At 73.7% G+C, this 26769-nt stretch carries 23 protein-coding genes; 12 read left to right on the top strand and 11 right to left on the bottom strand.

The features are described 5' to 3' along the window. The first annotated feature begins 199 nt into the window (after positions 1-199). The 7 genes from ACIBIW_RS31930 (at position 200) to ACIBIW_RS31900 (ending at position 9386) form a co-directional block, all read left to right on the top strand. Positions 200-1417: a fumarylacetoacetate hydrolase family protein gene (locus tag ACIBIW_RS31930; RefSeq protein WP_399341205.1), complete on the top strand. Its 1218-nt coding sequence runs from the start codon at positions 200-202 to the stop codon at positions 1415-1417. Next, entirely contained in the window at positions 1414-2397 is a 984-nt protein-coding gene (locus ACIBIW_RS31925) for a C-terminal binding protein (protein WP_399341204.1), read from the top strand. Before ACIBIW_RS31930 ends, ACIBIW_RS31925 begins: the two co-directional genes overlap by 4 nt. Before the next feature lie 3 nt (positions 2398-2400). Next, the gene (locus tag ACIBIW_RS31920; RefSeq protein ID WP_399341202.1) at positions 2401-3882 is read left to right on the top strand and encodes an aldehyde dehydrogenase family protein; all 1482 of its coding nucleotides are present in this window, start codon (positions 2401-2403) and stop codon (positions 3880-3882) included. A gap of 24 nt (positions 3883-3906) precedes the next feature. Continuing rightward, positions 3907-5415: a xylulokinase gene (gene xylB / locus ACIBIW_RS31915; RefSeq protein ID WP_399341200.1), complete on the top strand. Its 1509-nt coding sequence runs from the start codon at positions 3907-3909 to the stop codon at positions 5413-5415. Next, positions 5412-7082 carry a ribose-5-phosphate isomerase RpiA gene (gene rpiA, locus ACIBIW_RS31910; RefSeq protein ID WP_399341199.1) on the top strand — a complete coding sequence of 557 codons (1671 nt, stop codon included), beginning with the start codon at positions 5412-5414 and terminating at the stop codon, positions 7080-7082. The genes xylB and rpiA overlap by 4 nt, the downstream gene beginning before the upstream one ends. Further along, on the top strand, positions 7079-7831 hold the full coding sequence (locus ACIBIW_RS31905) for an SDR family NAD(P)-dependent oxidoreductase (protein WP_399341197.1): 753 nt from the start codon (positions 7079-7081) through the stop codon (positions 7829-7831). Before rpiA ends, ACIBIW_RS31905 begins: the two co-directional genes overlap by 4 nt. 94 nt (positions 7832-7925) lie before the next feature. Beyond that, on the top strand, positions 7926-9386 hold the full coding sequence (locus tag ACIBIW_RS31900; protein ID WP_399341195.1) for an aldehyde dehydrogenase (NADP(+)): 1461 nt from the start codon (positions 7926-7928) through the stop codon (positions 9384-9386). 67 nt (positions 9387-9453) lie between these two features. On the opposite strand, the gene ACIBIW_RS31895 is transcribed toward ACIBIW_RS31900, so the two are convergent. The 6 genes from ACIBIW_RS31895 to ACIBIW_RS31870 all read right to left on the bottom strand — a co-directional run bounded on the left by ACIBIW_RS31895 (position 9454) and on the right by ACIBIW_RS31870 (position 16663). Next, complete coding sequence (locus ACIBIW_RS31895; protein WP_399341193.1) at positions 9454-10824, bottom strand: dihydroorotase family protein; 1371 nt, start codon at positions 10822-10824, stop codon at positions 9454-9456. Between the two features lie 12 nt (positions 10825-10836). Then, positions 10837-12333, bottom strand: a complete 1497-nt coding sequence (locus ACIBIW_RS31890; protein WP_399341334.1) for an aldehyde dehydrogenase — start codon at positions 12331-12333, stop codon at positions 10837-10839. Positions 12334-12338: 5 nt separating this feature from the next. Then, positions 12339-13373: an amidohydrolase family protein gene (locus ACIBIW_RS31885; RefSeq protein WP_399341191.1), complete on the bottom strand. Its 1035-nt coding sequence runs from the start codon at positions 13371-13373 to the stop codon at positions 12339-12341. Beyond that, on the bottom strand, positions 13370-14065 hold the full coding sequence (locus ACIBIW_RS31880) for a cysteine hydrolase family protein (protein WP_399341189.1): 696 nt from the start codon (positions 14063-14065) through the stop codon (positions 13370-13372). The genes ACIBIW_RS31885 and ACIBIW_RS31880 overlap by 4 nt, the downstream gene beginning before the upstream one ends. Then, positions 14062-15309: an alpha/beta hydrolase family protein gene (locus ACIBIW_RS31875; protein WP_399341188.1), complete on the bottom strand. Its 1248-nt coding sequence runs from the start codon at positions 15307-15309 to the stop codon at positions 14062-14064. Before ACIBIW_RS31875 ends, ACIBIW_RS31880 begins: the two co-directional genes overlap by 4 nt. A 64-nt stretch (positions 15310-15373) precedes the next feature. Continuing rightward, positions 15374-16663 (bottom strand): MFS transporter, encoded by a 1290-nt coding sequence (locus ACIBIW_RS31870; protein WP_399341186.1) that lies wholly within the window; start codon positions 16661-16663, stop codon positions 15374-15376. Between the two features lie 96 nt (positions 16664-16759). On the opposite strand from ACIBIW_RS31870, the gene ACIBIW_RS31865 reads away from it, so the two are divergent. Both ACIBIW_RS31865 and ACIBIW_RS31860 read left to right on the top strand, forming a co-directional pair. Next, on the top strand, positions 16760-17830 hold the full coding sequence (locus ACIBIW_RS31865) for an asparaginase (protein WP_399341185.1): 1071 nt from the start codon (positions 16760-16762) through the stop codon (positions 17828-17830). A 42-nt stretch (positions 17831-17872) separates the two neighbouring features. After that, positions 17873-18544, top strand: a complete 672-nt coding sequence (locus ACIBIW_RS31860; protein ID WP_399341183.1) for a GntR family transcriptional regulator — start codon at positions 17873-17875, stop codon at positions 18542-18544. 118 nt (positions 18545-18662) lie between these two features. Here ACIBIW_RS31860 and ACIBIW_RS31855 read toward each other — a convergent pair whose 3' ends face one another. From ACIBIW_RS31855 to ACIBIW_RS31840, 4 genes are all read right to left on the bottom strand, one after another. Beyond that, positions 18663-19067, bottom strand: coding sequence for a PPOX class F420-dependent oxidoreductase (locus ACIBIW_RS31855; RefSeq protein WP_399341181.1), 405 nt, complete (start codon positions 19065-19067; stop codon positions 18663-18665). Positions 19068-19222: 155 nt separating this feature from the next. After that, positions 19223-20920, bottom strand: coding sequence for a class I adenylate-forming enzyme family protein (locus ACIBIW_RS31850; RefSeq protein WP_399341178.1), 1698 nt, complete (start codon positions 20918-20920; stop codon positions 19223-19225). An 81-nt stretch (positions 20921-21001) separates the two neighbouring features. Next, entirely contained in the window at positions 21002-22255 is a 1254-nt protein-coding gene (locus tag ACIBIW_RS31845) for a beta-ketoacyl-[acyl-carrier-protein] synthase family protein (protein ID WP_399341176.1), read from the bottom strand. A gap of 66 nt (positions 22256-22321) precedes the next feature. Beyond that, a complete protein-coding gene (locus ACIBIW_RS31840; protein WP_399341173.1) occupies positions 22322-23167 on the bottom strand; it encodes an SDR family oxidoreductase in 846 nt (281 codons plus the stop codon). 190 nt (positions 23168-23357) lie between these two features. Between ACIBIW_RS31840 and ACIBIW_RS31835 the strand changes: the two genes are divergently transcribed. Next, positions 23358-23831, top strand: coding sequence for a DUF1348 family protein (locus tag ACIBIW_RS31835; RefSeq protein WP_399341172.1), 474 nt, complete (start codon positions 23358-23360; stop codon positions 23829-23831). An 82-nt stretch (positions 23832-23913) separates the two neighbouring features. Next, on the top strand, positions 23914-24471 hold the full coding sequence (locus ACIBIW_RS31830) for an isochorismatase family protein (protein ID WP_399341171.1): 558 nt from the start codon (positions 23914-23916) through the stop codon (positions 24469-24471). 82 nt (positions 24472-24553) lie between these two features. Here the strand turns inward: ACIBIW_RS31830 and ACIBIW_RS31825 are convergent, their stop codons facing one another. After that, positions 24554-25780 carry an FAD-dependent oxidoreductase gene (locus tag ACIBIW_RS31825; RefSeq protein WP_399341169.1) on the bottom strand — a complete coding sequence of 409 codons (1227 nt, stop codon included), beginning with the start codon at positions 25778-25780 and terminating at the stop codon, positions 24554-24556. Positions 25781-25869: 89 nt separating this feature from the next. On the opposite strand from ACIBIW_RS31825, the gene ACIBIW_RS31820 reads away from it, so the two are divergent. Further along, entirely contained in the window at positions 25870-26658 is a 789-nt protein-coding gene (locus tag ACIBIW_RS31820) for an IclR family transcriptional regulator (protein ID WP_399341167.1), read from the top strand. Positions 26659-26769: the final 111 nt, after the last annotated feature.

The following is a 26769-nucleotide window of genomic DNA, read 5'->3' as shown; positions in this document are numbered from 1 at the left end:
GACGCCCCGGGTACCCCGGTTTCCGCCGCTCTCCCGCGGGCCGCACATCCTCCCTCCGTTCCGTGGCTCCCGCGAAAACGGGACCGACAGAACCGGGACCGGCAGAACCAGGCCCCGACCCCACCCGCAGCCGACCGCCGCCGCGCCCCGCGGGCGCGCCCGCGCCCCGGTTCCCACGCAGGAAGGCCCGTCCAGGCACATGACCACCTCCACCGAGATCTCCGCAGCACCCTCCGACGTCCTGCCCGAGGACTACGCCGACGGCACCGACGGCACCGACGGCGGCGCCACCCTGGTCGGCCGGGTGCTCGCGGGCGACGGGAGCGGACCCAGCCTCGTCACCGTGCGCGACGGCGCCTTCCACGACATCACGCATCTCGGTCCCACCCTCTCCGACCTGCTGGAGCGCCCCGACGCCGCGGCCGTCGTACGCGCCGCGCAGGGCACGAGGAGCTGGCCCCTGGAGGCGGTGCTCGCCGCGAGCGCGGCCCGTGACACCTCCGCCACCCGGCTGCTCGCGCCGATCGACCTCCAAGTGCTCAAGGCGGCCGGCGTCACCTTCGCCGACAGCATGATCGAGCGGGTCATCGAGGAGCGCGCGGGCGGCAGGCCGGAGGCGGCCGAGGAGATCAGGGCGCAGATCACCACGCGGGTGGGGGCCAGGCTCGACGCGGTCAGGGCGGGCAGCCCGCAGGCCGTGGAGCTGCTTGCCTGGCTGCGCGAGGAGGGCCTGTGGTCGCAGTACCTGGAGGTCGGGCTCGGCACCGACGCCGAGGTGTTCACCAAGGGCCCGGTGCTGTCCGCCGTCGGCTACGGCGCCCAGATCGGCATCGCGGCGGTCTCCGAGTGGAACAACCCGGAGCCCGAACTCGTCCTCGTCGTCAACTCCCGCGGCACCATCGTCGGCGCCACCCTCGGCAACGACGTCAACCTCCGCGACATCGAGGGCCGCAGCGCCCTCCTGCTCGGGCAGGCCAAGGACAACAACGCCTCCACCGCCGTCGGGCCGCTGGTGCGGCTCTTCGACGACCGCTTCGGCATCGACGACATCCGCGGCGCGCACATCGGCCTCGCGGTACGCGGCGAGGACGGCTTCGAGCTGGACGCCTCCTCCCACGTCGGCCTCATCAGCCGCAGTTTCGAGGACCTGGTGGGCCAGGCCACCGGGGCGCGCCACCCGTACCCCGACGGCCTCGTGCTGTTCACCGGCACCCTGTTCGCGCCCACCCAGGACCGCCACGAGCCCGGCAGCGGCTTCACCCACCACAAGGGCGACCTGGTGGAGATCGCCACCCCCGCCCTGGGCGCGCTCCGCAACACCGTCACCAGCAGCGAGAACGCGCCGCGCTGGGAGACCGGCATCCGCGACCTGTACGCCCATCTGTCCGCACGCACCGCGACCGGCCCCTCCTCATGACCGCCCCGCTCCTGGTCGTCACCGACATGACCTTCCCCGACGACGCCGCCGAGCGCGGCGCCGCGAGGGCGGCGGGCGCCGACTACCGCAGGTACGACTGCACCACCGAGGAGGAGACCGCGGCAGCGGTGCGCGGGGCCGCCGTCGCGCTGGTCAACTTCGCCCCGGTCACCGACCGGGTGCTGGCCGCGCTCGCGCCCGGCGCCACCGTGGTCCGCTACGGCATCGGCGTCGACAACATCGACCTCGCGGCCGCCGCCGGGCGCGGGGTGCGGATCGCGAACGTGACCGACTACGGCTCCGACACCGTCGCCGACCACGCCGCCGCGCTGCTCCTCGCGCTGCTGCGCAAACTGCCGCAGCACCGGGCCATGATCGCCGCGGGCGAGTGGCCGGCGCCGTCCGACCTGGCGCCGGTGCGCGCGCTGCGCGACACCACCGTCGGCCTCGTCGGCACCGGGCGCATCGGGCGCGCGCTCGCCGCCCGGCTCGCCCCCTTCGGCACCCGGGTCCTCGGCTACGACCCGTACGCGGACCAGGACCGGCTCACCGCGGCCGGCATCGTGCCCAGCGGGCTGCGCGACCTGCTCGCCGCCTCTCACGCGGTGTCCCTGCACGCCCCCGCCACCGCGGACACCCACCACCTCATCGGCCGGGAGAGCCTGGCCCTCATGCCGCGCGGCGCGGTGCTCGTCAACACCGCGCGCGGCTCCCTCGTCGACACCGCCGCCGTCGTCGAGGCCCTGCGCGAGGGGCGGCTCGGCGGGGTCGCGCTCGACGTCGTCGAGGAGGGGCCGCCGGCGCCCGACGACGGGCTGCGCACCCTGCCGAACGTCATCCTCACCCCGCACGCCGCGTTCTACTCCGAGGGCTCCGTGCACCGGCTCCAGCAACTGGCCGCCGACGAGGCCCGCCGCGCCCTGCTCGGCGAGCCGCTGCGCTCCCCCGTACCACTGCCCGAGCCGCACCGGGAGAGCTGACCCATGCCATCGAACGCACCCCAGGAAGCCGCAGCCATGCCGCACACCGCGCCCCTCGTCTGCCGCAACTTCCACGACAACGCCTGGCACGACAGCACGGGCGAGCCGATCGAGCGCCGCAACCCGGCCAACGGGGAACTGGCCGCCGTCGCGCCCCGCGCCACCGCCGAGGAGACCGCGCGCGCCGTCGCCTCCGCACGCGACGCCTTCCCCGAGTGGAAGCGCGCCGTGCCCGCGGAGCGCTCCCGGCTGCTGCACGAACTCGCCGCCGCCTGCGCCACCCGCTCCGAGGACCTGGCCACCGCCATCACCCGCGAGCAGGGCAAGCCGCTGGACGAGGCGCGTGGCGAGACCGCCAAGTTCGTCACCGCGCTGCACTACTACGCCGAGGAGGCGGTACGGGTCTACGGGCGCACCGTGCCCAACGACACCCCCGGCTTCCTCAGCATCGTCGAGCGCGAACCCCTCGGCCCCGTCGCCGGCATCGTCCCCTGGAACTACCCCGTCGAGCTGATCGGCTGGAAGCTGGGCGGGGCGACCGCCGCGGGCTGCACCATCGTCGTCAAGCCCTCCGAGTACACCCCGGGCTGCGCCCAGGTGCTCTCCGAGTGCGTCGCCGCCACCCTGCCGCCCGGCGTCGTCAACTTCGTCTACGGGGAGGGCGGAACCGGGGCCGCGCTCGCCGGGCACCCCGACATCGCCAAGGTCGCCTTCACCGGCTCGCTGCGCACCGGCGAGGCCCTGTTCCGCACCGTCTCCGGGATCACCGGGCTCTCCCTCGAACTCGGCGGGAGCTGCCCCATGGTGGTCACCGACACCGCCGACGTCGCCGCGGCCGTCGCGGGCGCCACCCGGCGCTCCTTCCGCAACGCGGGCCAGATCTGCATCGCCGTCAACCGCGTCTACGTACAGCGCGGTGTGTACGAGGCGTTCACCGCGGGCCTCGCGGAGGCCGCCGACGCGCTCACGGTGGCCGACGGGCTCGCGGTGCCAGACGCCGACGTCGGCGCGCTCACCATGGACGAGACCTACCGGCGCACCCTCGACCACATCGAGGACGCGGTGGCGCGCGGCGCCGAGGTGGTGGCGGGCGGCGGCCCCGTGGACGGCCTCGCGCCCGGGCTCTTCCTGCGGCCCACCGTTCTCGCGCGGGCCCCCGCCGACGCGCTCGTCATGCACGACGAGACCTTCGGGCCACTCGTCGGCGTCGCCCCCTTCGACGACCTCGACGACGCGATCGAGCGGGCCAACGGCGCCCCCGGCGGCCTCGCCGCGTACGCCTACACCCAGGACACCCGGGAGACCTTCGCGCTCGCCAGAGGGCTCGACTTCGGCAACGTCGCCGTCAACAACGTGGACGCGGGCATCATGAACGCGCCCTACGGGGGCCGCAGGGAGAGCGGGTTCGGCTCGGAGCACGGGCCCGAGGGCCTGGCCTCGTACCTCCAGTACAAGCACGTGAGGCTCCGCCACGGCGCGCAATGAGGCGCACGAAGGGACTGACCAGCCATGCTGATAGGGATCGACCTGGGAACCTCGGCCTGCAAGGCGATCGCGGTGGGCCCCGGCGGCGAGGTCGTCGCCAAGCAGAGCCGCGAGTACCCCATGATCAACCTGCGCCGGGGCTGGGCGGAACAGGACCCGGCCGAGTGGTGGCGCGCCACCGACGAGGCCGTCACCGCGCTCGCCGCCGCACTGCCGCAGGGCGGCCGTGAGGTCTCCGGGATCGGCCTGTGCGGGCAGATGCACGGGCTGACCGCGCTCGACGAGCACGACGAGCCGCTGCGGCACGCCATCCTCTGGAACGACCAGCGCTCCTCGGACCAGTGCGACTGGATCACCGAGCGCGCCGGGGGCCTCGACGGGCTGCTGCGGATGACCCAGAACCGGATGCTGCCCGGGTTCACCGGCGGGAAGATCGTCTGGCTGCGGGAGAACGAGCCGGAGAACTACGAGCGGATGGCCCGCCTCCTCAACCCCAAGGACTTCCTGCGGCTGAAGATGACGGGCGGCCACGCCACCGACGTCTCGGACGCCTCGGGCACGGGCCTGTTCGACGTGGCGCACCGCACCTGGTCCACCGAGCTGCTCGGCCTCATCGGCGTGGACCGCGCGCTGCTGCCCGACGCGGTCGAGTCGAGCGACGCCACCGGGGTGCTGCTGCCCGCCCTCGCCGAGCGGTGGCATCTGCCCGTCGGCACCCGGGTGTTCGGCGGCGGCGGTGACGCGGTGCTCCAGACCACCGCCATGGGCATCGTCGACCCGGGGCCCGTCGGCTTCACCGTCGGCACCGCGGGCATCGTCGCGGGCGGCACCTCCGCCTGCCCCGACAACCCCGGGGGCCGGGTCCAGGTGTCCTGCGGCAACGCCCCGGGGCGCTGGCACATCATGGGCGTCTCGCTCTCCGCGGGCGGCGCCTTCCAGTGGCTGCGGGACGCGCTGACCCCGCTGGGGCCCGTCACCTTCGAAAGGCTCGTGGAACTCGCCGCCGAGGTCGAACCCGGCTCCCGGGGGCTGCTGTTCCTGCCCTATCTGCTCGGCGAGCGCTCCCCGCACCTCGCGCCCGAGGCGTCCGGGGTGTGGGTGGGGCTCACCCCGTACCACGACGCGGGGCACCTGGCCCGCAGCGTGATGGAGGGCGTGCTGCTCAACCTCCGCGAGATCCTTGAGGTGTGCAGGACGGCGGGGATGGACTGCGAGCGGGTGATCGCCTCGGGCGGCGCCGCCGCGGAGCCGCTCTGGCTCCAGATGCTCGCCGACGTCCTCGGCCGCGAGACCGTCACCGTCACCGGGGCCGCGGAGGGCGGTGCGTACGGCGCCGCGCTCATCGCGGGGATCGGCACCGGCCAGTGGTCCTCGCTCGAAGAGGCGCTGGTCGGGATCGCCGTGGAGGAGATCCACGTGCCCGACACCGCGGCCGCCCGCCGCTACGACACCGTGTTCGGACGCCACCGGGGGCTCTACGACAGCCTCGCGGATACCTACCGTACGGCGGCGGGGGAAGGAGGGGACGCGTGACCCTGCCGGAAGGAGCGGTGCGCGCCGTGGTGTTCGACCTCGACGGCACCCTCGTCGACTCCGCGCCCGACATCGCGGCGGCGCTGAACGAGGCGCTGACCGCGCGGGGACTCGGACCGCTCAGCGTCGAGCAGACCCGCGGCCTGCTCGGCGGCGGCGCCGCCACCCTCGTCGAGGGCGCGCTGCACCTCACGGGCGGCCCCGCCGGCCTCGCGGACACCGTGCTCGCCGACTACGGCGACGCCTACGCCCGCACCCCGGTGGCCGCCACCACCGTCCACGCGGACGCCCACGAGGCGCTCCGGGAGCTGCGGGAGGCCGGGGTGCGGACCGCGGTGTGCACCAACAAGCGCTCCGACCTCGCCGACCGGGTGCTCGAAGGCACCGGACTCGCCGCGCTGTTCGACATCGTCGTCGGCATCGACGACGCCCCGGCCGCCAAGCCCGACCCGGCACATCTGCGCACGGTCCTCGACCTCCTCGGGGTCTCCGCGCGCCAGACGCTGTACGTCGGCGACACCCGGGTCGACGCGCTGACCGCGGAACGCCTCGGCGTGCCCTACCGCCACGTCGCCTGGGGCTCGCCCGTCCCCGGCGCCACCACCGTCGGCGGCTTCGCCGAAGTCGCCGAGGCCGCCCTGACCAGCGGTCTGCTCGCCGAGGCAGGACGCCGCTCCCCCGCACCGCCCGCCGCCCGCGGCGGCCAGCGACGCACCGGAAGCCACACCCTCCCACCGACCACCCTTACCTCCTACCAAGCCGACCCTTCCCACCGCTCAACCGACCCTCCCCACCGCTCAACCGATCCTCCCCACCACCCAGCCGACCCTCCCCACCACCCAGCCGACCCTCCCCACCACCCAACCGACCCTCCCCACCACCCACCCACAGGAGCCCGCACCATGCATCCGACCACCGACCAGGACCGCGCCAAATGGGCCGCGGGAAAGGCGGCCATCGACGTCTACGTCCACAACGGGATGAAGCTGGGCCTCGGCTCCGGCACCACCTCCCACTGGTTCGTCCGCGCCCTGGGCGAGGCGGTGTCCGGCGGCCTCGACGTGGTGGGCGTGCCCACCTCCACCGGCACCAGGGACCTGGCCGTCCAGGTGGGGGTGCCGCTGACCACCCTCGCCGAGGTGGACAGGCTCGACCTGACCGTGGACGGCGCCGACGAGATCGACCACCAAGGCGCCATGATCAAGGGCGGCGGCGCCTGCCTGCTGTGGGAGCGCATCATCGCGGACGCCTCCGCGCGGATGGTGGCCGTGGTCGACGACACCAAGCTGGTGCGCACCCTCGGCGCCTTCCCGCTGCCCATCGAGGTCGTCCCGTACGCCTGGGAGTCGACCAGGCGCTCGGTGGCCAGGCTGCTCGCCAGGCACGGCCACCCGGACGTGGAGCTGCCGCGGCGTACCGAGGGCGGCGGGCCCGTCGTCACCGACAGCGGCAACTTCCTGCTCGACGCGCCGCTCGGCGCCATCAAGGACCCGCTCGCGCTGGACGCCGAGCTGAACTGGATTCCCGGCGTGGTGGAGAACGGCCTGTTCACCGGGGTCGCCGACGAGATGGTCATCGGCTCGGCCTCCGGCGAGTACGAGATCCGCAACGTCTCCGGCGCGCCGTCCGCCCGTCCCACCGTCACGAACAGGGGTGTTGCCCGATGAGCAGTGTCTTCTCCCTCGACGGCCGGGTGGCCGTGGTCACCGGCGGCGCCCGGGGCATCGGCGAGGCCATCGTGACCGGACTGCTCGACGCGGGCGCCCGGGTGCACATCTGCGATCGCGACGAGGAGGCCGGCCGGGCCACCGCCGACCGGCTCGGCGCCGCCTTCGTCGCCGCGGACGTCACCGACTCCGCGAGCGTGGCCGCCGCGTTCGAGCGGGTGGCGGCCGAGTCCGGGCGGCTCGACATCGCCGTCAACAACGCCGGGATCGTCCACAACGGGCCGAGCGAGGACCTCGACGACACGGACTGGCGCCGGGTGCTGTCGGTCAACCTGGACGGCGTCTACTACTCGTGCCGCGCCGCCGGGCGGCTGATGCTCGCCCAGGGCTCGGGCAGCATCGTCAACACCGGCAGCATGAGCGGCCACATCTCCAACCGGCCGCAGCCGCAGTCCGCGTACAACGCGGCCAAGGCGGGGGTCATCCACCTCACCAAGTCCCTCGCGGGCGAGTGGGCGTCGCGCGGTGTGCGGGTCAACTCCGTCTCCCCCGGCTACGTGGGCACCGAGATGACCCAGCGCGGCATGGACAACGTGGAGTGGCGCAGGGCCTGGATCGAGGGCACCCCGATGGGCCGGGTCGCCGAGCCCCGCGAGATCGCGCCCGCCGTGGTCTTCCTCGCCTCCGACGCGGCGAGCTACTGCACGGGCACGGATCTGGTCGTGGACGGCGGTTACACCGTGTGGTGAGCGGGGAACCCGGCCGCCACGGCACCGGGCGCACGGCGGTGCGGCCCGGTGCCCGCGGCACCCGGCAGCAGAGAACCGACCAGGACGGGCAGGCATGAGCAGCACACGGACCACCGACGCCACCACCCCGAGCGACCTCGCGGCGCTGCTCGGCGCGGCGCACGACGCCCGCGAGACCGTCGCACGCTCCACACCCGGCGAGCGCGCGGGCTGGCTGCGGGCGCTCGCCGACCGGGTCGACGAGGAGGCCGACGCGCTGATCGCGCTGGCCCACGAGGAGACCCACATCCCCACGGAGCGGCTGCGCGCGGAGGCGGTGCGCACCTCGTTCCAGCTCCGCTTCTTCGGGGACGTGCTCGCCGAAGGACGCTTCCTCGGGGCGGTCGTCGACCACGCGGACGCCGACTGGCCGATGGGCCCGCGCCCCGACATCCGCCGGGTGAACATCCCGGTCGGCCCCGTCCTGGTCTACGAGGCCAGTAACTTCCCCTTCGCCTTCGGCGTGCTCGGCGGGGACACCGCGTCCGCGCTCGCCGCGGGCTGCCCGGTGCTGCTGAAGACCCATGAGGCGCACCCCCGTCTCGCCGCCGCGTTCGGGGCGCTCGCCACCGGGGCGCTGCGCTCCGCGGGCGCGCCCGACGGGGTGTTCGCGCTGGTGCACGGGCAGGAGGCGGGGGTGAGCGCGCTGCGGGACAGCCGGGTGCGCGCCGCGTCGTTCACCGGCTCCGTGCCCGGCGGGCGCGCCCTCTTCGACATCGCGGCCTCCCGCCCCGACCCCATCCCGTTCTACGGGGAGCTGGGCAGCGTCAACCCGGTCTTCGCGCTGCCCGGCGCGGTGCGCGAGCGGGGCGCGGCGCTGGCGGCCGAGTACGTGGCGTCGTTCACGGCGAGCGCGGGCCAGCTCTGCACCAAGCCGGGGCTGCTGTTCCTGCCGGAGGGGCACGGCCTCGACGGCGCGCTGCGCGACGCGCTGACGGGCGCGGGCGGGCAGCGGATGCTGACCGGGCGGATGGCGGAGGGCTATGCGGCGGGCGCGGACGCGCGCACCCGCGCCGACGGGGTGTCGGTGCTCGCGGCGGCCGACGGCGGGGGCCAGGGGCTGCCGCCCGTGCTGCTGCTCCAGGTCTCGTCCCGGGACTTCGTACGGCGCCAGGAGCTGTTGCAGGGCGAGTGCTTCGGGCCGCTTTCGCTGGTGGTGACCTACCGGGACGAGGAGGAGCTGCTGCGGCTCGCGGGGAGCCTGGAGCCCAGCCTGACCAGCACCGTGCAGGCGGAGCCGGGCGACGACGCCACCGCCGCCCGGCTGCTCACGGTGGCGCAGCGGCACGCCGGGCGGCTGCTCTACAACGCCTGGCCGACCGGGGTCACGGTGTCCTGGGCGCAGCAGCACGGCGGCCCGTACCCGTCGAGCACCGCGGAGGCCACCACGTCGGTGGGCGCGGCGGGCATCGAGCGCTTTCTGCGCCCGGTGGCCTGGCAGTCGGTCCCCGACCGGCTGCTGCCCGACCCGCTCAAGGAGGGCAACCCCTGGGGGGTGCCGCGCCGTACGGGGTAGCGCCGGACGGGGGCCTGCCACGCCGCGGCCGACGCCCCCGTGTGGTCGGCCCCCGGCGCGGCGGGTGTCAGGCTCCCGCGGTGGGGGCCGCGCCCGCCCCGGGCACGAACGCGCCCTCCCGGGCGCCGTGCGGCCTGCCCTCCTCCGCGACGGGGACGCCGCGCAGATAGGTGCGCACCACCCGGCCGCGCACCCGGCGGCCGTCGAAGGGGGTCCAGCCCGCCTTCGACAGGACGTCCTCGTTGCGCAGGGTGCGCTCGGCGCCCGGGTCCACCAGGACGAGGTCGGCGTCGGCGCCCGGCGCGAGGCGGCCCTTGCGGGGCCAGAGGCCGTACTGCTTCGCCGGGTTCTCGCTGTAGACGCGGGCGACGTCCTCGTACCCGAGGTGTCCGCGCGCCGCCGCGTCGAGCAGCAGCGCCATGGTGCTGTCGAGCCCCGGCAGGCCGAAGTGGACGTTCCAGATGTCGCCCGCGCGCTTCTGCTCCAGGGTCGAGGGGGCGTGGTCGGTCGACATGTGGGTGAGGGTGCCGCCGCGCAGCAGCCGCCACATCTCGCGCTCGTCCTCGTCGGTGCGGGCCCTGGCGGGCGGGGTGAACTTGCGCAGCGCGCCCGCGTCGAGGACCTCGTCCTCGCGCAGCAGGAAGTACTGCGGGCAGCCCTCGGCGGCGAGGCGGGCGCCCGCGGCGCGCTCCCTGGCGACGTAGGAGGCGACCTCGGGGTTGCTGACGTGGGCGATGGTGGCGCGTGCGCCGGTGAGCCGTACCAGCAGGGCGGCCACGGCGGCGGCGACGAGTTCGGCGTCGCGGCCCCGCCACTCGGGCAGAATCCCGCCGTCGGTGCGGCCCGCCGCCTTCAGCAGCGCCTCGGCCGACTCGGTCAGCGACTCGTCCTCGCAGTGCATCAGGCTGACGCCGCCGCACAGCGCCGTCTGCGCCAGGTGCTCCTTCAGCGCGGCGGCGGTGTGCCCGGGGACGCCGTGGGTGGTGCAGGTGAACACCTTGAAGAAGGTCACGCCCGCGGCCCACAGGTCAGGTACGGACGGGGCGCTGCCCGGCCAGGCGTGGGCGGCGAGCCCGTAGTCGACGTTGGACCTGCCGCGCAGGTGGGCGCGCTTGTCGCGGAGGTCGTCGACGGTCCTGACGGGCTGTCCGTGGCTGTGCTCGACGAGGGTGGTGACGCCGGAGGCGGCCGCGGCCGACGTCCCGGTGGGGAAGTCCTCGCGGTCGGTGCTGCCCGGGTCCATGAGGTGGACGTGGGTGTCGACGCCGCCCGGCAGCACGAGCAGGCCGCCCGCGTCCACGGTGCCGCCCGCGGCGGGGCGCTCGGGCCCCACATAGGCGATCCGGCCGCCGCGCACACCGATGTTGGCGCGGTGGCGGCCCTGCGGGGTGACCGCGGTGCCGCCCTCGACGAGGAGGTCAAGGTCTGTGTCAGGCATGTGCTCGGCCCCTCACGAGTAGCGCAGGTCTTCGGTGGTCGCGAACCAGTCGAACGGCTGGCCCGAGGAGTTGATCACGACGCTCTTGGGCCTGGTGTAGGCGTGGTACGCGTCAAGACCGTTCTCGGAGCCGATGCCGCTGTCCTTGGAGCCTCCCCAGGGCGACGCCGGGTCGATCCTGTGGTGGTCGTTGATCCAGGTGATGCCGACGTCGAGCCCTTCGCTGACGCGCAGCGCCGTGCCGATGTCGCAGGTCCACACCGACGAGGCGAGCCCGAACTCGGCGTCATTGGCCCTGCGCAGCGCGTCGGCCTCGTCGTCGAAGGGGACGACCAGCGTCAGCGGGCCGAAGACCTCCTCGTACCAGAGGTCCTGGGCGGGGGTGACGTCGCCGACGACGGTCGGTTCGTAGAACCAGCCGCGGGAGTACGCCTCCCCTTCGGGGACCCGGCCGCCCGCGAGGACCCGGGCACCCTGGTCCTGCGCCTTGGCGACGGCGTCGGCGACCTTGGCCCGCTGGGCCTCGGAGACCAGGGGCCCGATCTGGGTATCGGCGGCGAGCGGGTCGCCGAGCCTGAGGGCGCGGGTACGGGCGACGAGGCGCCGGGTGAACTCGTCGTGCACGGAGCGCTGGACCAGGATGCGGGCGCCCTGCACACAGGTCTGCCCGGTGGCGATGAACGAGGCGAACAGGGCGCCCGCGACCGCCTGGTCGAGGTCGGCGTCGGCGAAGACGAGGACGGGCGCCTTGCCGCCCAGCTCGGCCGTGACCGGGATCAGGGAGCGGCCCGCGTTGGCGGCGACGGTGCGTCCCGTCTCGGTGCCGCCCGTGATGTCGAGCTTCGCGAGGCCCCGGTGCTCGGAGAGGGCGCGTCCCGTGGTGGCGCCGAGCCCGGTGACGGTGTTGACGACACCGGGCGGCACCCCGGCCTCCTCCAGCAGGCCCACGAGCGCGAGCGGTACGGCGGGCCCCAGCTCGCTCGGCTTGATCACCAGGGAGTTGCCCGCGGCGAGCGCGGCGGACAGCTTCTTCATGGTGATGAGGAGGGGGTGGTTCCAGGGGGTGATGAGCCCGGCGACGCCGAGCGGCACGCGCCGCACCACGTTGAGGTGCCCGGCGCCGAAGTCGGGGACGGTGCCCTCGGCGGTCTGCGCGACGGCGCCGAAGTACTCAAGCCACTCGGGGAGCCGGGCGAGCTGGGCGCGCATCTCCCGCAGCGGGCGGCCGATCTGCAAGGTCTCCAGGCGGGCGTACGCGTCGATGCGGTCGGCGAGCAGGGCGGCGGCGCGGTTCAGCACGCGGGCGCGCTCGCGGGGCGCGATACCGCGCCACCTGCGGTCGTCGAAGGCGGTGCGGGCCGCGGTGACGGCCGTGTCCACGTCCGCGGGGGTGGCGTGCGCGACGTCGTACAGGGTCTCGCCCGTGGTGGGCGAGGCGACGGTGAAGGAGGCGCCGTCGGACGCGGCGACGTCCTTGCCGTCGATGTGCAGCAGCAGGGTCCTGGACATGGTGTTCACTCACTCTCCGCGGGCCGGCCCACAGGGCCGACGAGTCGTGTCGCGGCCGCGTGGGCGACCTCGGCAAGCTCCCCGTCCGACAGCGTGACACCCGCGAGCTGGTCGCCGAGCCCGCCCCCGCCCATGTCGAAGGGCGTGTCCGTGCCGAGCACGACCCGGTCGGCCCCGACCTGCCGGATCAGGAAGGCGGTGGCCTCGGGGCTGTGCGTGAGGGTGTCGTAGTGGAAGCGGCGGGCGTACTCGCTGGGCTTCAGCTTGCAGCCGCGCGCCTCGGGCCGTACCGCGTGGCCGTGGTCGAGGCGGCCGAGCTGGTACGGGAGGTGGCCGCCGCCGTGCACGAGGACGACGTCGAGGTCGGGCAGGGCGTCCAGGGTGCCGGACAGGATGAGCCGGGAGGCGCACACCGCGGTCTGCCAGGGGTTGCCCTGGAGGTTGGTCAGGTAGAAGTCGTCGAGCGGTCCCGGGGTGGCGCCGACGTAGTACGGGTGGACCACGAGCGGCACCCGCAGCTCCTCGGCGGCGGCGAGCACGGGGCGCAGGCTCGGGTCGTCGAGCTGGACGCCCTCGGCGTGCGGCCCGATCTGGGCGCCGCGCAGCCCCAGCTCCCGTACCGCGCGCCGCAGTTCCACGACCGAGGCGGCCGGGTCCTGGAGCGGCAGGGTGGCGAGCCCGGCGAAGCGTTCCGGGGCCTCGGCGACCATGCCGGCGAGGGTGTCGTTCAGCGTCCGCGCGGCGTCGGCCGCGGCCTCCGCCTCGATCCAGTAGAGGAACAGCGGGGGCGCGACGGACAGCAGCGCCGCGTCGATGCCCTGCCGCTCCATGGTGGCGATCCTGGCGGGCACGTCGTGGAACGCGTCGAGCAGCGGGTAGCGGTACCCCTGCCGGTGGACGACCCAGGTGGAGCCGTCCGCCTGCTCCTCAAGCCGGATGCCGTCGGGAGCGGTGCCCGCGCGCATCGCGTCGACGAGGGCGGGCGGGATGACGTGGGCGTGGGTGTCGACGGCCCTGGGCCGCCGGGTCCGGCTGGTCATACGGCGGCCAGCACCTCCTTCACGGTGGCGGTCCAGCCGAACGCCTGCCGGATCACGAGCAGCGCGGCCTCGTGGGCGGCCCGGTCCATGGTGTCGACGCACTCCTCCACGACGACGGGCACGTAGTCGCGGGTGTTCGCGGCGACCGTGGTGGCGAGGACGCAACTGTTGGTGTTGACGCCGGTCAGCAGCAGGGTGTCGATGTGCCGCGACCTGAGGACGTGGTCCAGGTCGGTGGCGGCGAAGCAGTCGTAGCGCTTCTTGCCGGTGACGACGAGGTCGTACGCGGGGTCGTGGACCTCCGGCATGAGCTGGAGGCCGGGGCTGCCGGGGAGCTGGTGGCGCAGCACGTTCGCGCGGGAGGCGTCGGTGTCGGCGACCGAGGCCCACCAGGGGTTGGACGCGATGTCCTCGACGGCGTGGTAGGAGGTGACCACGTGCACCACGGGCAGGCCGCGCTCCCTGGCCCCGGCCAGGAACTCGGCGTTGGCCCGGGTGACGCGCTCCGCGTCGGCGGCGGGCAGCGGCATCGTGGCGACGGCCGGGTCCAGGTGCCCGCGGTGCAGGTCGATGGTGACGACGGCGGCGCGTCCGTACGGCACGGGGCGTGCGGTGCGCGGCGCCGGTGCCTGTGCCTGTGCCGTCGAGGGCGTCTGCGGTGTGTGCGGTGTCTGCGGCGTCCGCCTGGTCATCGGGCTGCCTCCTTGGGGTGCGGGCGGCGCTCGACGGCGCCGGTGGGCAGGACGTAGTCGACATGGTCGTCGGCGGGGACGCCGTGCACCCGGTCGAGGAGCCAGTCCGCGCTGTAGGTGACCCAGTTGGGCCCGAGGGCCACGGACGGTGTGGGCAGCGAGAGGGCGTGCCTGCCCTGCTGGTAGACGAGCATCGGCGCGGGTGTGGGGCAGGCCGCGGCGAGGTCGTAGCTGTGCTCGACCGGGGAGAGTTCGTCCTCGTCGCCCGCGACGACGAGCCATGGCGCGCTCATCCGGCCGACGAGGGGCCGCAGGTCGATCTCGCGGGCCATCTCGTCAAAGGCGGCCTCGTCGTGTTCGAGGCCCGACATCCACATGTACCGGGCCTTGAACGACGGCGACGCCATCTCGAAGATCATGTGGCAGCCGGGCTCGTGGCAGACCAGGCCGACCGCGCTGCCCAGCAGGGACGGCTGGGTGGCGGCGATCTGGGACATCCAGTAGGAGCCGAAGGAGAGGCCGAAGCCGACGAGGCGGTCCTCGTCGACCTCGGGCCGCCCGCGGCACCAGTCGACGAGCGCGGCCCCGGCGTCGATCCACGCGGTCGGGGTGAACTTGACGCCGCGGACCGGGGCCTCGCCCTGCCCGGGGCCGTCGAACGCGAGGACGGCGAAGCCCCGTTCGAGGAACTTGTCGCCGTACATGTTGACGTTCAACTCCTTGGGCGCGTCCATGCCGCCGCAGGAGAGGACCGTGTGCACGGGGCCGCCCGCATAGCCGACGGGCAGGTGGAACCAGGCGGGGATGAAGCCGTCGCCGAACGGGATCTCGACGCGCTCGACATGGTGGTCCGCGAGCCGCCCGTACCCGCCGTAGCAGGCGTTCTTGAGGTCGTCGAGGCGGGTGAGGCGCTCGCAGTCCTCCCAGATGGGCCACTCGGCCGTGGCGTAGAGCAGCGCCGCGTGGAAGTAGTGCTCGCGGGCGGCGACGGTGCGCCCCGCCGCCTCGGCCTCCTCGGCGAGGTTCCTGCGGCGCTCGGCGAGATCGGTGAAGACGGGCACGAGGTCGGCGAACTTGTGGATGCGCGACTCGGCCACCCGGAAGTCGGCGGTGGCGTCGACGCCCATGGGGCGCAGGGTGTAGGCGACGCGGGGCTGGTCCCACTCAAGTCCGTCCGTGCGGAGGACCGAGTCGGTGATCCAGCGTTGCTCGTGCCAGCGGCGCGGGCCACTCGTGGGTTTCATGGGGCGGGCTCCTGGGTGGTGTGCTGCGGTGGGGCGGGGGTGGTGGAGGGACGGGCGGCGCGGGTCAGGCGGTGTCGGCGCCGGGTCCCCGCACGGTGCGTGCCAGCGCGTCGGTCCTGACGAAGAGCAGTGCCGCGACGGCGACGAGCGGCAGCACCGTGAGCTGCCACAGGCCCGCGCCGCCCCAGCCCGCGTGGTCGACAAGCGCCGAGAACAGGTATCCGGCGAAGGCGGCGGGCAGGTAGAACGACGCGACGAACAGGCCGGAGACCCGCCCGATCAGCCGGGGCTTCACCGAGCGCTGCAACGCCGAGTAGATGTTGACGAACAGGAAGCCGCTGGCGATGGCGCCCTCGCCGAAGGAGAGCGCGTACTGCGGGCCCGCGGTGGTGGGGCCGTTGAAGAGCAGATAGCCGATGACGCAGCCGGCCAGCGCGGCCACGATCATGACGGCGCGCTGGTTGAGGCGGTCGCCGAGCCAGCCGGCCGGGATGCCGAGGACGGCCCCGAGGCCGAACATGCTGGCCGCGAGGGACGCCTGCCCCGAGCCGAAGCCGAGGTGGTCCTCCAGGAACGTGGGGTACAGGCCGATATAGCCGTACATCGAGATGCCGACGGCGACGGCGGCCAGCATCAGCAGCAGCACGTTGCGGTTGTAGAGGGCGTCGGGCAGGTGCGCGACGCGGAGCCGCGGCCCCTCCTCGACGACGACCTCCTTGCGCTCCGTGAACGACTTGCGGATGACGAGCGCGACGATGACGGCGAACACCAGGCCGATGAGGCCGTATGTGTAGAACGGCGTCTTCCAGCCGCTGTTGCCTCCGGCGATCTTCGTGCCCAACTGCGGGCCGATGAAGCCGCCGAGGCCGTAGGCGAAGTTCAGCGTGCCTATCGCCACGGACCTGCGGGCGAAGAAGTAGGCGCCGACGGCGGAGAACAGGGCGCCGTTCTGCATCGCCTCGCCGACCCCGGAGAGCGCGCGGTAGGCCATCATGTCGGGGAATCCGACGGCGACCGCGGTCAGGAACGTGAAGACCGAGTAGATCACGATGCCGACGATGATGACGCTCTTGCGGGAGACCCGGTCGAGCAGGTAGCCGGTCGGCACACCGGCCACTCCGATACCGAGCGTGAAGATCGTGGCCAGCAGACCTCCCTGGCCGAGGTCGAACCCGAAGTCGTGCCGGATGCCCGGCAGGAGGACCGAGAAGACCTGCCGGTCCATGGCGTTGACGACGTACGAGGCCGCCAGGACGGCCAGGCTGATCAGCGCGAGCGTGTTGCTCAGCCGGGGACCGTCGTCGTAGGCGCCACGGCGCCGGCCTTCGGTCCCGATGTCTGCTGCTGCGACCACGGTGTCCCTCCGAAGGGTTTCGGGTAGCATTCCGAATGATTCCAGCATCCTATAAAATGCAAACTATTGACTGTCAAATAACTGAGAGTGAGCACCATGCCCAAGGCCGGTACGCCCGTCGCGCAGCCCGTCGTCGCCGTCGCCTCCCTCGGCGGGACGATCACCATGACCGCGGGACCTCCGGGGGCCGGCACGGCGGGCACGGCCCGGGCCCCCGGGGTCACGCCCTCGCTCACCGCCGACGATCTGACCGCCTCCGTGCCGGAGCTGGCGGACGTCGCCTCCATACGGGCCGAGACGTTGTTCACCAAGCCGGGCGCCTCCCTCGGCTTCCCCGACCTGCTCGCGGCCCTCGCCTGGGCGCGGCGCACCGTGGCGGAGGGCGCCTCGGGCGCCGTGCTGGTCCAGGGGACCGACACGCTGGAGGAGACCGCGTACTTCCTCGACCTGTACTGGGACAGGCCCGAGCCGCTGGTGGTCGCCGGGGCGATGCGCCCCCCGCAGCACCCGGGCGCCGACGGGCCCGCGAACCTGCTGGCCGCCGCGCTCACCGCGGCCGACCCGCGCTCCCGCGGCCTCGGGGTGCTCGTCACCCTGGGTGACGAGGTGCACGCGGCAGCCCGGGTGCGCAAGCAGGACAGCGCCGCGCCCGGCGCGTTCGCCTCCGTGCCGTTCGGACCGCTGGCCCGGGTCCACGAACGGGCCCTCGCGTACGGCAGCCGCCCCGCGGCGCCCAGGCCCGCACCGCTCGCGCCGCCCGCCGCGTCCGAAGGACCGGTGCCGCGGGTCGCGCTGCTGGAGACCTTCCTCGGGGACGACGGCGAACTCCTCGGTCTCGCCTCGTCGGCGGGGTTCGACGGGGTGGTCGTGTCGGCGTTCGGCGCGGGGCACGTCTCCGCCGACCTCGCGGCCGCGGTGTCGAAGACGGTCGAGCGGGTCCCGGTGGTCTTCGCCACCCGTACCGGCGCCGGGGCCGTGTTCCGTGACACCTACGGCTTCACCGGCTCGGAGCAGGACCTGATCAGGCGGGGCGCCGTCCCCGCGGGCTGGCTCGACGGCCGCAAGGCGCGGCTGCTGCTGTGGGCGCTCCTCGCGTCGGGCGCCGACGCGGACGCGGTGCGCGCCGGCTTCGCCACTCGGTCGGGTCCCGGGGGCGGAGCGCTCTAAGCTGAGTGCGGACGACATCGATCCCGGTAATTGGAGGCAACGGTGACGGTCGGCAGGCTGGCGGCGGCCGGACGGGCCAGAACGGCACACGAGTACGCGCTGGCCACGCTCCGTACCGCCATCCTGGACGGCACGCTGGCGGGCGGCACCCGGCTCGTGCAGACGGAGCTGGCCGCCGAGCTGAACATCAGCACCACCCCGCTGCGGGAGGCGCTGCGCGACCTCTCCGTCGAGGGGCTCGTCGTGATGGACCCCCACCGGGGGGCCGTGGTGCGGCGGCTCGACATCGACGAGGTGCGCGAGATCTACCAGTTGCGCATCACGCTTGAGCCGCTGATGGTGCGCAGGGTCGCGGAGCGCATCACGCCCGACCAGCTCGACCACGCGGAGGATCTGGCGCTGCGGATGCAGCGGGAGTCCCATATGTCGGCGTGGGTGGACCTCAACCGCGAGTTCCACGCGGTGTTCGGGGAGCCCGACCAGGGCAGCAAGCTCGCCGGTATCCTCGCGAACCTCCGCGACAGCGCGTCCCCCTATGTGAGCCTGTCGCTGCGTGCCAGGCCCGAGCAGGTGCCCGAGGCCAACTCCGAGCACGCCGACCTGGTACGGCTCTACCGCGCGGGGGAGATCGACGCCGTGGAGGAGCTGACGCTGCAACACCTGCGCTCGACCCTGTCGGCGATCGAGGCGGCGCACGAGCGCGGCGTGCTCTGACCCGCGCCGGGCGACGGCGGCCCGCCGGGCCCGTGCCGAGCCCGCCCCGGTGGCCCGCGCCCGGGGCCCGCGGCGTGGGACCGCGCGGGGCGCCCCGGGCGGTGCCGGTGCCCTGCGGTCAGAGCATGTCGACGACCTTCCGCGGTGTCACCCGCACCAGGACGGCGCCGTCCGTGCCGGTCCCGGAGAACTCCCGGTACGGCTTGCCCTCGTACTTCACGGACAGCCGGTCGAGCAGCTCGGCGCCGCCCTCCTCCTGCACGGTGGCGGTGCCGCGCACCTCGGCGTAGGTGTACGGGGCCGAGTGCGGGTTCAGCAGCACGGTGACCCGGGGGTCGCGGCGCAGATCGCGCTCCTTGCGGCTGCCCGCCGCGGTGGCGAAGACCAGGTCGTCGCCGTCCCTGGCGATCCAGACGACCGCGAGGTGCGGGGTGCCGTCCGGCAGCACCGTGGCCACCCCGGCGAACATCCGCTCCTCGTCCACCCTCCGCGCGATCTTCTCCGACAACACGCCACCCGCCATCGACCTCTCCTCTCGGTATGCGGCCCGCCGTACGGGCCGGTACACGGCGACACCGCCCGGGGCCCGGGCGGCCGGTGGCCACGGTGGCACAGGCCCGTCGTGCGGCGGGGCGCGACGCACCGTGCGGGTCGGTGCGCGACGCACCGTGCGGCCGGTCAGACCCGCGTCAGCAGCCCGCGCTCGCCGTCGCGCACCACCCGCTCCCGCAGCACGTAGTGCATCTTCTTGCCGGTGGCCGTGGTGGGCAGGGAGTCGACGAAGCAGTAGGCGCGCGGCCGCTTGTAGGGGGCGAGCATGGGGTGGGTGCGGCAGTGCTTCTCGCAGTCGGCGGCGGTCAGCTCCGGGTCGGCGCGGACTACGTACGCGGTGACGACCTGGCCCCAGCGGGGGTCGGGGGCGCCGACGACGGCGGAATCGGCGACGCCCGGGTGCTCGTTCAGCACCTCCTCCACCTGGACGGGGTGGACGTTCTCGCCACCGGAGATCACCATGTCGTCGCGGCGGCCGACGACGGTGACGTACTCGTCCTCGTCCCAGGTGGCCAGGTCCCCGATGTAGAGCCAGCCGTCGCGGAAGTTCTCCGCCTGCTCCCCGGGGCGCGCGGTGTAGGCGTACCCGGCCTTGGGCGAGCGGACGATGACCTCGCCGACCTCGGTGCCGTCCTTGGCGGCGAGGTCGTCGGGGGCGGCCCTGCGGCCCTCGTGGACCCGGACGACGGCGACGTCGTCGTCGGTGCAGGCGCGGCCCGCGGTGCCGGCGTGCTCCGGCAGGTCGGCGGGGCGCAGGAAGGTGTTCCAGAACGCCTCGGTGGTGCCGTACCCGTTGAAGATCCGCTCGGTGAGCACGTCCTGGTAGCGCAGGCAGGCGCGGCGCTCCAGCGGGGCGCCCATGGTGACGATGCCGCGCAGCGAGGCGAGGTCGCGGGGGACGGCCTCCTGGGCGTCCGCGAGCAGCTTCATATTGGTGGGGGCGCCGATCAGGTACGTCAGGCGGTGCTCCTGGACGAGGTCGAGCACCGTGTCCGCGTCGAAGTGGCGCAGCGGCAGCACCTCGGCACCCACGTAGAAGGCGGGGTTGGGGCCGCCCGCGTAGAGGCCGCCGCGGTGGAACCACGGGGTCATGTTGAGGGTGCGGTCCCCCGGCGCCAGCGGGAAGTGCATGATCACGTCGTGTGCGGTCAGCACCTCGGTGGCGTTGTTCAGCGGCACCCCCTTGGGCAGCCCGGTGGTGCCCGAGGTGTACAGCCGGGTGGTCTCGCCGTAAAGACCGGCCGCGGGCTGCGGCGGTGCGGGCGCCCTGGCGCCCGAGGCGAGGAGGTCGTCGAAGGCGACGGAGCCGGGCAGCGGGCGGCCGCCGCCCTCGGGCGCCGTGACATGGACGAGCAGCGCGGGGCGGTGCCGGGCGAGCGCGAGCGCCTGGGCGGTGGGCTCGGCGAGCGCGGTGTCGTAGACGTACGCGGCCGGGCGGCCGGTGTCGAGGATGTGTGCGCTCTCGCCGGGCGCGAGCCGGAAGTTGGCGGGGGACCCGATGGCGCCGAGGCGCTGGGTGGCGAGGTAGCACAGCGCGAACTCGGGGGTGTTGAGGAGCTGGTGGACCACCAGGTCGCCCGGTCCGACACCGGCGGCGGCGAGACCCGCGGCGAGCCGTTCGACCTCCTCGCCGAGCTGTGCGTAGGTCCAGGCGCGCCGGCTCGCGGGGTCGGTCATCGCGGTGGCGCGGGCGTGGCGGTGGGTGTTGCGGGCGAAGCCCGCCCAGTAGGTGAAGTGCCGCTCGAAGACCTCGCGGAAGGCGGTGGGGTCGTAGGTCTCGGGGGCGGGGTCCTGCTGCTGCGGTGTGTTCGGCTGATTCCTCACGGGGTGGGGGTCCTTTGTCCTGGGCTTGCCGGTGGGGTGCGGCTCCCGCCGGGGTGGCGGCGCGGGCCGGGTTCGGGGGTTTCAGGTGCGGCGCAGCACGGCGACGACGTTCTGGCCGCCGAAGCCGAAGGCGTCGACGGCGGCGGCGCGCACATCCCGGCGGACCGCGCCGCCCGCGGCGTAGTCGAGGTCACAGCCCTCGCCCGGGGTGTCGAGGTTGGTGGTGGGCGGCACCACGCCGTCCCTGATGGCGAGCGCGCACACCATCGCGGAGAGCGCCCCCGCGGCCCCGATGAGGTGGCCCGTCATGGACTTCGGGGAGCTGACCACCAGCTCGTCGGCGTGCGGCCCGTAGGTCTCGCGCAGCGCGCGGGTCTCGGTGACGTCGTTGATACGGGTCGCGGTGCCGTGGGCGCACACGTAGTCGATGTCGCCCGGCGCGGTGTCGGAGGCGCGCAGTGCGCCGCGCATGGCGGCGACGATGTACCTGCCGCTCGGCTCGGGCGCGGAGACATGGAAGGCGTCGCAGGTCAGGGTGCCCCCGGCGACCTCGGCGTAGGGGCGGGCGCCGCGCGCGGCGGCGTGTGCGGCGGACTCCATGACGCAGACCACCGCGCCCTCGCCGAAGACGAAGCCGTCGCGGTCGGCGTCGAAGGGGCGGCTGGCGCGCTCCGGTTCGCCGTTGCGCTTGGACAGGGCGCCCATGGTGGCGAGCCCGGAGAACATCAGCCGGGTGATGGCGGCGTCGGTGCCCCCGGCGACCACCACGTCCGCCTCCCCCGCCAGGATCAGCCGCCTGGCGTCGAGGAGCGCCTGGATGCCACTGGCGCAGGCGAGGGCGCCTGCGGTGACGGGGCCGTGGGCGCCGAGGTCCATCGCGACCTCGCATGCGGCCATGTTGGGGATGACCGAGGACACGAAGTAGGGGCTGATACGGCGCGGGTCGCTCGCCATCTGCTCCATCCCGGCCTCGATCTCCGGCATCCCGGTCACCGCGCTGTTGACGACGACCGCGACCCGGGCGGAGTCCACCCCGCCCGCCTCCTCCCCCACCACGAGCCCGGCGTCGGCGGCGGCCTCCCGGGCCGCGGCCACCGCGAACCGGCTGAAGCGCGCGGTGCGGCGCAGCCGCTTCGGCTCGTCGAAGAGCGTGGCGGGGTCGAAGCCGCGCACCTCGGCGGCGATCGTGGTGGGCAGCCCCTCGGGGTCGAAGTGGGTGAGGGGGCCGACGCCGGAGCGGCCCGCGAGCAGGCCCTGCCAGGTGGTCTCCCGGTCGTTGCCCAGCGGGGTGACGGCACCGAAGCCCGTCACCACCACATGTCCGTTGTCCGCCATCGCGGTTCCTCTCGAAGACCCCCGTGTCGGTTGCTGTGCATCGCCGGTGTGGGTGGGTGGAAGGGGTCAGCTTCCGGGCGCGGGCGCGTCCGGGGTGTCGCGCCGGGGGCGCGGGGGCAGGGCGAGGCCCGGCCCCGCGTCGGCGAAGAACGGCGGCGCGACGATGCTGAGGCCGCCGTCGACGACCAGGGTCTGACCGGTGATGTAACCGGCACCCGGCCCCAGCAGAAACGCTACTGCTTCGGCCATCTCGCGTGCCGTACCCGCGCGGCCCGCGGGTGTCCGCTCCAGCACGGTGCGGATGTCGGGCATGCCGGGGACCCCGTAGTAGTAGTCGAGGGAGTCGGTGGCGATGAGGCCGCCGTTGACCGCGTTCACGTTGATCCCGTACGGGGCGAACTCCACCGCCATGTAGCGCACCCACGCCTCGACGGCCGCCTTCATCGCGCCGAGCGCGGCGTAGACCGGGTAGGCGTGGGCGGAGCCGTAGGAGGTGAGGGCGACGATACGGCCGCCGCGGTCCATGAGCCGCACGGCCTCCTGGGCGCCGAGCACGAAGGGGCGCGCGTTGGCCGCGTACGAGCGGTCGAGGTGGTGCGGGCGCAGGTCGAGGATGTGCTTGAAGGCGCTGGCGGCGGCGTTGGAGACGAAGTGGTCGAGCCGCCCGCACTCCTCGGCGACGGCGTCGAAGAGGGTACGTACGCCCTCCTCGGTCTCCAGGTCGGCGCGGACCGCGAGGCCGCGCGCCCCGGCCGCCTCGATGGCGGCGACGGTGCGGTCCGCCTGCCGGGCGTCGCGCCGGTAGCCCACGACCACCGTGCCGCCGCCCTCGGCGAGCAGCAGCGCGAGCGCCCGCCCGATGCCCCGCGAGCCCCCGGTGATCAGCGAGACCCTGCCCTCCGTTGCGTCCATACGTCCGTTATATCAGTGGCCTATGCATGCATACGGGGGTTGCGGTGGGAGCCCGGCGGGGCGGGCGGAAGCCGAGGGCGAGGTGCGGCATGATTGCCCGAGAAGGCTTATTCTCCTACGATGCGGAGTGCATACGGTCGACAATCCCCGTCTGCCTGCCCACCCCCGTACCCCCGCCCCTGGAGCACGCATGAGCGACCCCGCACGCCCGCCGTTCCCGCCCTTCGACCGGGAGAGCGCGGTGCGCAAGGTCCGGATGGCCGAGGACGCCTGGAACACCAGGGACCCGGAGCGGGTCTCCCTCGCGTACACACCGGACTCGCGGTGGCGCAACCGCGCCGAGTTCCTGACCGGGCGCGACGAGATCGCCGCCTTCCTCACCCGCAAGTGGCGCAGGGAGCTGGAGTACCGGCTGATCAAGGAGCTGTGGGCGTTCGAGGGCGACCGGATCGCGGTCAGGTTCGCCTACGAGTACCACGACGACTCCGGCACCTGGTACCGCGCCTACGGCAACGAGAACTGGGAGTTCGACGAGGCCGGCCTGATGCGCGCCCGCCACGCCAGCATCAACGACCTGCCGATCGACGCATCGGACCGCGCCTTCCACTGGCCCTGGGGCCGCCGCCCCGACGACCACCCCGGCCTGACCGAACTGAGCCTCTGACCTCCCGCCCGGGGGCCGTTGTCAGACCCCCGATATAGCGTGCGAGAGGTCAGAAGTCGTCGAGGGCGGAGAGGTGTCGTGTATGAGTACGCTCCAGGGGCGGTCCACCACCGCGCTGCTGGTCGTGGATGTGCAGAGCGGGGTCGTCGACGAGGCGTACCAGCGGGATGCCGTGGTGGGGAACGTGGCCGCTCTGGTGGACAAGGCACGGCGGGCGGGGGTGCCCGTGGTGTGGGTGCGGCACTCCGACGCCGGGCTGGTGGAGGGGAGCGCGGACTGGGGCATCGTGCCCGAGCTGGTCCCGGGGGAGGCCGAGGCGGTGGTGGGGAAGCACTACGGCGACTCGTTCGAGGACACCGCGCTGGAGAGCGTGCTCGCGGGGCTCGGGGTGGGCACGCTCCTCGTCGCGGGCGCCGAGACCGACGCCTGCATCCGCTCCACGCTGCACGGGGCGCTGGCCCGCGGGTACGACGCCACCCTGGTGAGCGACGCGCACACCACGGGGGACAAGTCGGAGTGGGGCGCCCCCGCCCCTGAGCAGGTCATCGCGCACACGAACCTGTACTGGACCCACCAAGAGGCGCCGGGCCGCACGGCCGGGACCGTCAGGACGGCCGACGTGGAGTTCGCCAAGCCCTGAGTCCGCCAAGCCCTGAGCCCGGGGGCCCCGGGCCCGGGAGGCTCAGGACCGGCCCCTGCTCGGGTGACGCACCGGCCCCTGCTCAGGTGGCCGCCGCCGCCAGCCTCCGCAGGGTCTCGTCGGGCGGCAGCCCGATGCCGTACTTCTGGACGCTCTCCAGGAGGGAGACCCGGCGCAGCCACTGGCGGGCGCGGGCGGGGGTGGCGGCTATCTCCTTCAGCTCGCGCTCGCTGCGGCGGCGCAGCTCCGGGTCCTTCTCGCGGAGGCGGTCCGTGTTGCGCTGGGTGTCGGCCTGCACGTACTGGACGGCGACCTGGCGGCGCACCTCGGCGAAGGCGTCGAGTTCCGGGTCCTCGTCCGCGGCGCCGAGCAGGATGCGCTCCAGCCGCCTGGTCAGGTCGAAGGCGTCGTGGATGCCGCTGTTGAGGCCCACGCCGCCGACCGGGCTGTTGAGGTGCGCCGCGTCGCCGATGAGCATGACGCGGCCCGCGCGGAAGGACTCCGCCACCCGCTGGTGCACCCGGTAGAGCTGGGTGTCGATGATGGGGAACTCGTCGGCCGTCTGCGCCACGCCCCTGAAGTGGCGCTGTATCTCGCCGTCCGAGAGGGCCGCGGTGTCGTCCACGTCGGCGGGCACCGGCCAGAGCACCCGCCAGGCGTCCGGCGTGCGCAGGATGAACAGCCACTCCTCCGGGTCGGAGATGTAGTTGACCTCCGCGATGCCCGGCAGGAAGGTCCGCATGTCCCAGGGGGTGCTGGCGATGAGGAAGCGCTCCTCGTACGTGAACCCCTCGAAGGGCATGCCGAGCGACTTGCGGACGGTGCTGCCCGCGCCGTCGGCGCCGATCGCGTACGCCCCCTTCAGGGTCTCCTCGCCGGTCGCGGTGCGTACCACGACCTCGACTCCCCCGCCGTCCTCCCCCGTGTTGCGCACCGACCGCACCTCGGCGCCGAAGCGCAGGGTGACCCGGGGGTCGGATTTCAGGCGGTCCCAGAGCAGTGCGACAAGACGCTGCTGGTTGAGCTGGAGCCGGAAGGGAAACGGGGTCTCGTCGGCGAGGACCGTCAGGTCGAACTCGGCGATGAGGCCCTCGCGCCTGTCGCGGAACTGGTAGCGGGGCACACGCAGCCCCTCGGCCAGCATCGCGGGCGTGATGTCGATCGTCTCCAGGAGTTGGAGCGTCCCTGCGTGGAACGTCGAGGCGCGCCAGTCGGTTTGCGGCTCGGGTGTCCGCTCGACGATGACGGTCTCGATGCCCGCGTGGGCCAGCGACGCGGCGGCGGTCATTCCCACAGGTCCGGCTCCCACCACGATGATGGGCCCTCGGTTCGCAGTAACCACGGGGGCAGGTAACCACAATCCCTTGACAAAGAAAACATGCTTCCTAGAATTCCTGCATGTCGAATACTTCCGAAGCCGGCGAGTCGAACCCCGGCCAACTCGGCTCCGTGGTCAACGCGCTGCGCATCCTGCGGCTGCTCAGCGCCCGCCCCAGCCTGCGGGTCGCCGACGCCGCGTCCGAGCTGGGCATCGCCCGCTCGACCGCGCACCGCCTCCTCGCGACCCTCAAGGACCACGAGTTCGCGGCCCAGGACAAGGCGAACGCGGCGTACCGGATCGGCCCCGCCCTCACCACGATCGGCCTCGCGGCCAACCGGCGCCTCGACATAAGGGTGGCGGCGGCGCCGATGCTGGAGCGGCTGCGGGACCAGACCGGGGAGACCGTGAGCCTGTCCGTGCTCGAAGGGCAGAGCGTCCGGTTCGTGTCCTGTCTTGAGGGCACCCGCTCGGTCCGGGTCGCCGACCGTACCGGGCTCGTACTGCCCGCAAGCTCCACCGCCGGGGGCAAGGCGATCCTGGCCGCGCTCCCCGAGGGCGACCTCGCGCTGCGCTTCCCCGACGACGAGCTGCCCGCGCTCACCGCCTCGTCACCACTGTCCAGGGAGCGGCTGCGCACCGAGCTGGACGCGGTGCGCAGAGACCGGTACGCGATCAACTTCGAGGAGAGCGAGAGCGGGATCAGCGCCGTGGCCGCCGCGGTGCGCGACCCCACGGGCAGCCCGCTCGGCGCGCTCGCGGTGGTCGTCCCGGCCAGCCGCTTCGACCTGGACAGGGCCAAGCGCTGGCGCCCGATGCTCTTCGACGCGGTGGACGCGGTGGAGGAAACCCTCACCAAGACCGCGTAAGGCCGAAATCACCTCTTCGAAGTCCGCAGGAAAGAATTTCTGGGAGCAGTATTCCCATTGAGCGGCACCCATGGTTAGGCTCCGGCCACATCCGGCGTCACTCGTGACGCC

The sequence above is a fragment of the Streptomyces sp. NPDC050560 genome (genome assembly GCF_044457285.1).
Lineage (GTDB): Bacteria > Actinomycetota > Actinomycetes > Streptomycetales > Streptomycetaceae > Streptomyces.
This window is presented reverse-complemented; position numbering and strand designations above follow the sequence as displayed.

Coding starts and splice junctions, on each gene's coding strand:
- ACIBIW_RS31930 (WP_399341205.1), top strand. CDS start 200: ATGACCACCTCCACCGAGATCTCCGCAGCACCCTCCGACGTCCTGCCC.
- ACIBIW_RS31865 (WP_399341185.1), top strand. CDS start 16,760: ATGCCCAAGGCCGGTACGCCCGTCGCGCAGCCCGTCGTCGCCGTCGCC.
- ACIBIW_RS31830 (WP_399341171.1), top strand. CDS start 23,914: ATGAGTACGCTCCAGGGGCGGTCCACCACCGCGCTGCTGGTCGTGGAT.
- ACIBIW_RS31925 (WP_399341204.1), top strand. CDS start 1,414: ATGACCGCCCCGCTCCTGGTCGTCACCGACATGACCTTCCCCGACGAC.
- ACIBIW_RS31905 (WP_399341197.1), top strand. CDS start 7,079: ATGAGCAGTGTCTTCTCCCTCGACGGCCGGGTGGCCGTGGTCACCGGC.
- ACIBIW_RS31845 (WP_399341176.1), bottom strand. CDS start 22,255: ATGGCGGACAACGGACATGTGGTGGTGACGGGCTTCGGTGCCGTCACC.
- ACIBIW_RS31885 (WP_399341191.1), bottom strand. CDS start 13,373: ATGACCAGCCGGACCCGGCGGCCCAGGGCCGTCGACACCCACGCCCAC.
- ACIBIW_RS31920 (WP_399341202.1), top strand. CDS start 2,401: ATGCCATCGAACGCACCCCAGGAAGCCGCAGCCATGCCGCACACCGCG.
- ACIBIW_RS31900 (WP_399341195.1), top strand. CDS start 7,926: ATGAGCAGCACACGGACCACCGACGCCACCACCCCGAGCGACCTCGCG.
- xylB (WP_399341200.1), top strand. CDS start 3,907: ATGCTGATAGGGATCGACCTGGGAACCTCGGCCTGCAAGGCGATCGCG.
- ACIBIW_RS31890 (WP_399341334.1), bottom strand. CDS start 12,333: ATGTCCAGGACCCTGCTGCTGCACATCGACGGCAAGGACGTCGCCGCG.
- ACIBIW_RS31840 (WP_399341173.1), bottom strand. CDS start 23,167: ATGGACGCAACGGAGGGCAGGGTCTCGCTGATCACCGGGGGCTCGCGG.
- ACIBIW_RS31895 (WP_399341193.1), bottom strand. CDS start 10,824: ATGCCTGACACAGACCTTGACCTCCTCGTCGAGGGCGGCACCGCGGTC.
- ACIBIW_RS31855 (WP_399341181.1), bottom strand. CDS start 19,067: ATGGCGGGTGGCGTGTTGTCGGAGAAGATCGCGCGGAGGGTGGACGAG.
- ACIBIW_RS31835 (WP_399341172.1), top strand. CDS start 23,358: ATGAGCGACCCCGCACGCCCGCCGTTCCCGCCCTTCGACCGGGAGAGC.
- ACIBIW_RS31820 (WP_399341167.1), top strand. CDS start 25,870: ATGTCGAATACTTCCGAAGCCGGCGAGTCGAACCCCGGCCAACTCGGC.
- ACIBIW_RS31880 (WP_399341189.1), bottom strand. CDS start 14,065: ATGACCAGGCGGACGCCGCAGACACCGCACACACCGCAGACGCCCTCG.
- ACIBIW_RS31875 (WP_399341188.1), bottom strand. CDS start 15,309: ATGAAACCCACGAGTGGCCCGCGCCGCTGGCACGAGCAACGCTGGATC.